This window comes from Desulfovibrio sp. MES5 (genome assembly GCF_002237645.1).
Lineage (GTDB): Bacteria > Desulfobacterota > Desulfovibrionia > Desulfovibrionales > Desulfovibrionaceae > Desulfovibrio.
Window position 1 is genome coordinate 1 of record NZ_MJUZ01000045.1, and the last position, 7,146, is coordinate 7,146.

5 protein-coding genes and 2 pseudogenes are annotated in these 7,146 nt (G+C 52.9%); 5 read left to right on the forward strand and 2 right to left on the reverse strand.

Translation table 11 applies throughout. The annotated features are described in order from the left end of the window. Positions 1-105: 105 nt before the first annotated feature. Positions 106-723: a hypothetical protein gene (locus BCS36_RS11320; protein ID WP_291303001.1), complete on the reverse strand. Its 618-nt coding sequence runs from the start codon at positions 721-723 to the stop codon at positions 106-108. Positions 724-871: 148 nt separating this feature from the next. Further along, positions 872-2,020: a glycosyltransferase gene (locus BCS36_RS11325; protein WP_291303002.1), complete on the reverse strand. Its 1,149-nt coding sequence runs from the start codon at positions 2,018-2,020 to the stop codon at positions 872-874. A 159-nt stretch (positions 2,021-2,179) separates the two neighbouring features. Here BCS36_RS11325 and BCS36_RS11330 point away from each other — a divergent pair. The 5 genes and pseudogenes from BCS36_RS11330 to BCS36_RS11350 all read left to right on the forward strand — a co-directional run. Next, positions 2,180-3,239: pseudogene (locus BCS36_RS11330) on the forward strand (IS3 family transposase). Positions 3,240-3,314: 75 nt separating this feature from the next. Continuing rightward, positions 3,315-3,482 (forward strand): glycoside hydrolase family 99-like domain-containing protein, encoded by a 168-nt coding sequence (locus BCS36_RS11335; RefSeq protein ID WP_291303003.1) that lies wholly within the window; start codon positions 3,315-3,317, stop codon positions 3,480-3,482. 391 nt (positions 3,483-3,873) lie between these two features. Then, positions 3,874-4,575: an ERF family protein gene (locus BCS36_RS11340; RefSeq protein ID WP_291303004.1), complete on the forward strand. Its 702-nt coding sequence runs from the start codon at positions 3,874-3,876 to the stop codon at positions 4,573-4,575. 68 nt (positions 4,576-4,643) lie between these two features. Then, positions 4,644-5,807 carry a hypothetical protein gene (locus BCS36_RS11345; protein ID WP_291303005.1) on the forward strand — a complete coding sequence of 388 codons (1,164 nt, stop codon included), beginning with the start codon at positions 4,644-4,646 and terminating at the stop codon, positions 5,805-5,807. A gap of 92 nt (positions 5,808-5,899) precedes the next feature. Further along, positions 5,900-6,865: pseudogene (locus BCS36_RS11350) on the forward strand (AAA family ATPase); the annotation flags it as partial. Positions 6,866-7,146 lie beyond the last annotated feature (281 nt).

Below are 7,146 nucleotides of genomic sequence, written 5' to 3' on the forward strand. Positions count from 1 at the left end.
CTACCCGGCCAGTTCCTGACAGGGGTTACCCACGGAAAACCCGGAAGAACCTTATCAGCTATACAGGCGACAGAAACAGAACCACAAAGAATCTACCACTAACATTTAACCTGGTACAAAAAAACGGGGCTGGTCAGCGCGGGACTCGTCAGCCTGTGCCGCCGCATTGTCCTGCGAGGACCTGTCGATATTCTTGCGGATGGCCCCATACAGCGCAACGGCGGTTACAGCCATAACTCCTAGTACCAACATGGTTAGCCCAGGCGCATAGACAAACAACCCCAGAAATAACAATCCCGCAGTAATGAAATTGCTGTAAGCCACCAGACTTTGAATAAGCACTTGCCCCAAAGCATGACGCCAGGACATTTTGGTAAATGCATCGGCACTCATGGAAGAAATGTGCCAGTCATAGGGCATGTAGACAAAGCGCCGCATGATTTCGTAGCCCACATAGCCGGCCACTTCGCCGCCCAACAGGCCCGTCTTCCAGGTAACATAGGCGGAGACGACATTCTTGGCCACAATCATCAAAATGGGGACCATAACCGCAACGAGCATCAGCACTCGCGCATCCGCAAAAATGGGTATTAACAATGGGATATACTCGATGAGTCTGGCCGCATATTTTGATTGCTGCACCCGCTCCGGATCGTTAAGCACCCCCACGAACAGCGACAAACTCATGATGCCGCCCAGTTCCAATAAACCGAGAACAATCATGGCAACAAAAAGAGTCGTGGTTGCCCTGCGCAGGCGTGTCGGAAGCACCGCCCATATCCGCGTAAAACTGAAAAAGAGTAGCCGGAGTGTATTCAAACCGCCCCCATCGCGCTCGTGTCAGATATAAGCCTGCCCGTGCGGAGTCCTCTCACACGGCAGGCCTGTCTTCGGCCAATATCTCCAACCGTAATTTCCGCAGTATCTCTGCGGCGGCCGTTACGTCCGCCTCGGCCCAGCGCGCCTTCAGTCCTTTGAAGGCGCCATTCTTTTCTTGCATAGGTACAAGTGAATAAGGCACGGCATGCGCCTTGGGCGCATCCATAAAATCCATATTGCCGGACCAGCCTGTGGCCACGACGTGCAGACCGTAGAGCAAAGCCTCATGGATAGTCAATCCATAACCTTCCGAGCGGTGCAGTGAAAGGTAGATGTCGTGCTGCAGATAAAGTTCTTCCAGCGCGTCCGCGTCCATCACTTCCGTGATAATGCGAACGCCCGGCACATGCGCGCAACCCTGCTTGAGCTTTTCAAAACTGTCATGATCCGCCTGGGAGGAACTGACCTTAAATGTCAGCTCTGCCTCCCCGGGCCTGAACGCCAAGCGAAAGGCCTCCAACGCCGCCACCGGGTTTTTCCTGGCAAAGGACGATCCCATGTCAAACATGAACAGGCAACGGACAATGCCGCCGCAAGCAAATGTTGTTTTGTGGAGCTTCGGTGCTTCCAGAACGTGTGGAACGACGACGACTTCCTTGTCCGTGCAATCCTGCAAAGCATCGCGCACAAAAGAGCTCGGCACTTCAACCGCGTCAAGATACTGGAGGGCATGCCGCCATACGTCCGGTACAACCGCCAGTTCCCAGGCCCAATAGCCTATAATTTTCTTGTTGTGTAAAAAGTGCTTGCCCAGCTTGAAAAGAATCAAATGAAATTGAGGAGGGTTGGCATGAATGACCAAAATACACGGCAGCTTCATGCTCATAAATTCCTCAAGGGAAATAGCGCCACTTTCTTCCAGAGAAAAGGTGGGCTGTTGCACCATAGCTTTAGTTATATCTACTCGTATTACAGTGTGTCCCTCCCGTTCAACACGGTTGGCATAAAGCCTTGCTCCTTGGGCCAATCCGCTGCTGCTTCTGAAGGCGCCTAGGATTGCCATAGAATTGGTGCTGGTTGGCGTTGGACGTGGATCCAAACATGTAGCAGATAGCACCCACAATAGCCAGAAGCGTAAACCAGGAGGAAACCGTTTCCAAATTTTTTTTAAGAAAAAAAGAAGTGAGGTTTTTTGCAACATCAGTATTAACCAGCTCCTGAATATTTATTCAAAAAAAATGCAACGCGGATTCAACTCTGATTGCGTTCGTATAACCTCAACAAGCCGTACAGTGCAATATTTGGAGTAGCCCCCATTTCGACCGGACACCCCTCTAACCAAGGAGGAGGTGCTGGAACTATGGCTGGAACTAGTGCTAAAACAAGTTCAACGGTGGAGATCGTAAACATAACGCCCCGTCGTCGTTGGTCTGCGGGCGAAATTGAAGCCAATGACGAGGTCGTGAGCGTTGCCGAAGTAAAGGCCCTGAAAAAGCGAATCCGGCAGTTGGAGCGCGTTCTCGGCAACAAAACACTGGAAGTGGAAATCCTCAAGGAAGCTGTTCGCAATGGCCGCGAAAAAAAAACTTATCTCGCGGCTGCCCTTGTCCGGCGTGGAGAATTTCTAGTGAAACGGGTTACGGACGCCCTGGCGGTGTCCCGATCCAACGCCTATGAGCGTAGCCGCAGCCTGCGCCCTCGCCCAGAACGATACAGCAAAGCGGAAGATGCGCTCCTTCTGCCGCTGATCGTCGAAATCTTGGGCGGACGCCAGACCTATGGCTATCGGCGTATTCAGCGGCTGTTTAATCGTCAACTGCTTGCCGGCGGCGGCACGCCGGTCAATCACAAGCGCGTATACCGGATAATGCGGAAAAACAATCTTTTGCTGACGCGGGTTACCGGCAAGCAGCCCGGCAAAGCTCACACAGGCAAAGTTTCCACCTTGCGACCTAATCAACGTTGGTGTTCTGATGGATTTGAGGTCCCCTGCGACAACGGCGAGAAGGTGCGCGTTATTTTTGCGTTGGATACTTGTGACCGGGAAGTGATGGCCTTTTCCGCCACCACAGGTGGGTACAGCGCCGACATGGCGCAAAGCGTTATGCTTGCATGCGTTGAAAAAACGGTTTGGAGATGTCAAAACATTGCGGCCGGTTGAATGGCTCTCGGACAACGGATCCTGCTACACAGCAAGAGAAACAATAACTTTTGCCGCCGCGCTGGGAATTGTCAGCAAGTTTACTCCGGCTCGCAGCCCCCAAAGCAACGGCATGGCTGAAGCTCTCGTCAAAACATTCAAACGGGATTACGTCTTCTGCAACGATCGGCCAGACGCCGAAACCGTGATGGTGCAGCTTCCTTGCTGGTTTGAAGACTATAATGAAAATGCCCCGCACAAGGCACTACGGATGCTCTAACCTCGTGAGTTTATCCGTTCATTGCAAAACTTGGAGTGTCCGGTTTAGCGGGGGCAACTCCATCTGCCAGATAACATGCAGTATGTTTTTATCAACGCCAGGAATGAATGGGGCGAGGGTTGTCATCTTGAGCCGGATCAAAAACATGGTTTTGCCTATCTGCATGCAGTACGTGATGTGATGAGTGAATTCAATACATATGTCATTATCTGTAGAGTTGTCATTTCTGAAAGCAATGCATGAGAAACTACAGGAAGTTATAATTGTTACTACGCCTCATGTAATGCCAAAAACTAGCTGTGTGAATAGGCTGTTAAGCCAGAAGTGGGTTCACTTTTTCGGATAAATCAACGGCAATGTTGAACGCTTCATCAGAATAGCACTGCAAGAGTGGTTTCCACCGGGAAGGTATGCCATTGAAAATTAGTGCTCCTGACATGTGCACCCCAAAATAGCATGAAGTAGATGCATCAACGCGAACGCATCCAGGCGACTACGATTGTTATTCATCCAAGTTTAAGAATATATTATTCTTTCAAGAACACCAGAGTAACATTTCAAACAACCTGAAAACCCTGTCCAGCGCTAAGCTGGGCGGGGTTTTGTCATTTTGCTATCCAAGGAGAATTTTCATATGAACCAATACCAATCAGAAAGCATCACCGACTTGGCCAAGGCCTTGCTCAACGTGCAGCGAACCGTGCAACCGGTTACAAAAGACGCTGAAAATCCCTTTACCAAAAGCTGGTACGCCAGCCTCAACAGCGTCATGGACGCCTGTCGTGATGCACTTATCGAAAATGGCATCTGGCTGTGCCAGTATCCGGTGCCTGTGGAGCAGCCCAACTCTTTGGGGTTGGTTACCAAACTGACGCATGCAGAGTCTGGTCAGTGGCAAAGCTCTCTTGCCGTCGTTCCTCTGCCGAAGGCCGACCCACAGGGCATGGGATCGGCAATAACATACGCCCGTCGCTACGCTCTAACCGCCATGTTGGGCATGGTAACTGAAGATGACGATGGCGAAGGGGCTAAAAATGGCAAAAAATCGTCTACACGGCCTAAATTGCCCGTAATTGCCTCTGAATCGCGAAAAGAGCGACAACGCGAATCGTCCACAACAAACAATCTTTCAAGCCCCTCAAATCGTCCGTCAGCCATCCTTGAAAGCCTTCCATCGCTTGAAGGCGTCACCTACCAGCAGGTTACCGCCCAGGATGGGCGTCCTTGTATCCTTGCCACAGGTAACACACAGGCCAAAATGGAATTACTGACCGGTTCGGGCTTTCGATGGAACCCGCAGAGAAAATTGTGGTGGAAGTATGTCGATGCCGCATAGTGACAATAAAAATACCGAGTGAGAGGGCTGCCTGATAGCGGCCCTCTCGCTTTTATGGAGGCTAAACCATGGAACAGATCGACCGCACGGAAGGATTAAGGGCATTAATCAGACAGGGCCTGCAAGCTGTTGCCCACAAAGATACGCTTGCCCATTTGGGCGACCGTTCCAGTTACATTGGTATGAGCGACATCGGCCAGCACTGGGAATGCCCACGAGCTGCGCTGGCCAAAAAGGTGCTGTCCACCACGAACAGTTTGGAGCGTCTGCTAACGCTGCAGCGCGGGCACTGGTTTGAATCTGGGGTTGGGCAAGCTCTGGAATCGCTGGGACTGCATGTGCTGCCCCAGCTTGAAATCAACTGGCAGCATCAGGGCGTACCTATCAAGGCTCATCTGGATTTTGTTCTGGTCTGGGGCGCGCCCGTCAATGCCATACGCATTCTGGAAGTGAAAAGCACAGATAAGCTGCCCACCACCCCGCACGATTCCCATCTGCTGCAACTGCACGGGCAGATCGGCCTGCTAACAAAGGCATGGAGCAAGCCTGTTTTCAGCCTTCGAGCTGAGGACGGCACGCTTATGCATGACAAAGTGACCTTCCCTCAACTTTGCCGTGTTCAACTTGGCATTCAGCTGCCCGCAACTGCTACCGAGGCAAGTATGGAAGCGTGGTTGCTCTGCCTTTCCATGAAAGAGGTTAAAGCGTTCGGTCCCTATGGCTTCAATCAGGCCATGCTCGATACGGCCCTTGACCATGCGGCGCAGCTTTGGGGCGAGCTTACGGCATTCCGCGCCGGGCACATATCCCTGGCACAGGTGGATTGCGCTCAAGGCTTTTACCCATTGTGCTCGTACTGCGAGCACAACGGTGACTGCCCCAAATTTCCGCAGGGCGTGCAAATGCCCCAATGGGAACCAGCACTGGAAAAGCTGGCGGCCCTCAAGGAGCAGCGCACCGCTTTAGATAGCGAAATAAAAGAGATGGAAACTGTGCTCAAGCTTGTTCACCGCCAGGCTGGCACACGGGATTGGGTAGACACAGGGAACTACCGCTTTCGCATGTCAGTGACAGCAGGCCGAACCACGTTGGACAAGGATGCTCTGCGGGAGGAGTTGACCGAGATTTTTCATGCGGAGCACCTGGGCGACATTGACGTGGATACATTGCTAACCCGTTGCGAGCGCACAGGCTCACCTTTCGAAAAATTGAGTATCTCGCCCATAAACTGAAAAAATGGGGAACTCATGACCATCCCCTCACTTTTATGACGTTCGCCACAACCGCCCCTCCCTGGGGCCTTTTTCGTTTTAAGGAGCTAGGCATGAATACTATCGACGACCTTAGTAACCTGCAGCCCACGGATCTTGATGCCGGTGAGGTCTTCAGCGGCAAACCATCCGGCACCACGGTCAGGGGCTACGCCTTTCCATCTGCCTATACCCCGGCCATTGACAACGACTATATTTTCCATGAGTCCAGCCGCGATGTCGTGGTCTGGTTTCTCAACCCACAGGAACCGCTGTACGTCTTCGGCCCCACAGGCTGCGGTAAGACGACATGCATCAAGCAGCTGGCAGCCAGGCTTAACTATCCTGTCTTTGAGGTTACCGGACATGGGCGGCTGGAATTTGCCGACCTGGTTGGTCACCTGACAGTCAAAAACAGCAACATGACCTTTGAATACGGCCCGCTTGCGCTTGCCATGCGTTACGGGGCACTTCTGCTGCTGAATGAGATCGACCTGACATCCCCTGAAATTGCAGCAGGCCTGAACAGCGTGCTTGACGGCTCCCCCCTGTGCCTGGCGGAAAACGGCGGCGAACTGATTGTGCCACACCCCATGTTCCGTCTGGTTGCCACGGCCAATACCAATGGCGGTGGCGACGACACCGGCCTATACCAGGGCACCCAGCGGCAGAACCTTGCATGGCTGGACCGCTTCACCATCTGCGAAGTGTGCTATCCATCTGCCGATGTGGAAAAGAGCCTGCTTGCCCGGCGCTTCCCATCGCTGCCCGAATCATTGTGCTCCACGATGGTGGACTACGCCAATGAGGTTCGAAAACTCTTCATGGGAGAGGCTTCCACCAGCAATCTGACCAACGCCATTGAAGTTACATTCTCCACGCGCAGTTTGCTGCGATGGGGTGATCTGACCGTTCGCTTTCAGCCTCTGGCCCATCAAGGCGTGCAGCCTGTAACCTACGCCCTTGACCGGGCTCTGGCCTACCGTGCAAGCCGTGAAACCCGCGCCATGCTGCACGAGCTGGCTCAGCGTATGTTCCCGCAGCAGATGGAAGGTGAGTCCCCCCAGACCGTAACGGCAGAAATTGAAATCCTGCAAGGCGAGCAAGCCCTACACTTCATGCGTGGCCATCTGCACCACACACCGACAGTGACCAAGCCCCTCGTTTATCTTCAGGTAGTCCACAACCTTTCCAGCAAAAAGCAGGACGGCAAGTTCTGGATCGGCGAGGCTAGCCCTGTGGGCCTCACGCTAAAGTGGGGCAAGCCGGACACCGTTGGCCAGCAGCACTTTATTCCCGCCGAAAACTGTGAGGGCAACAA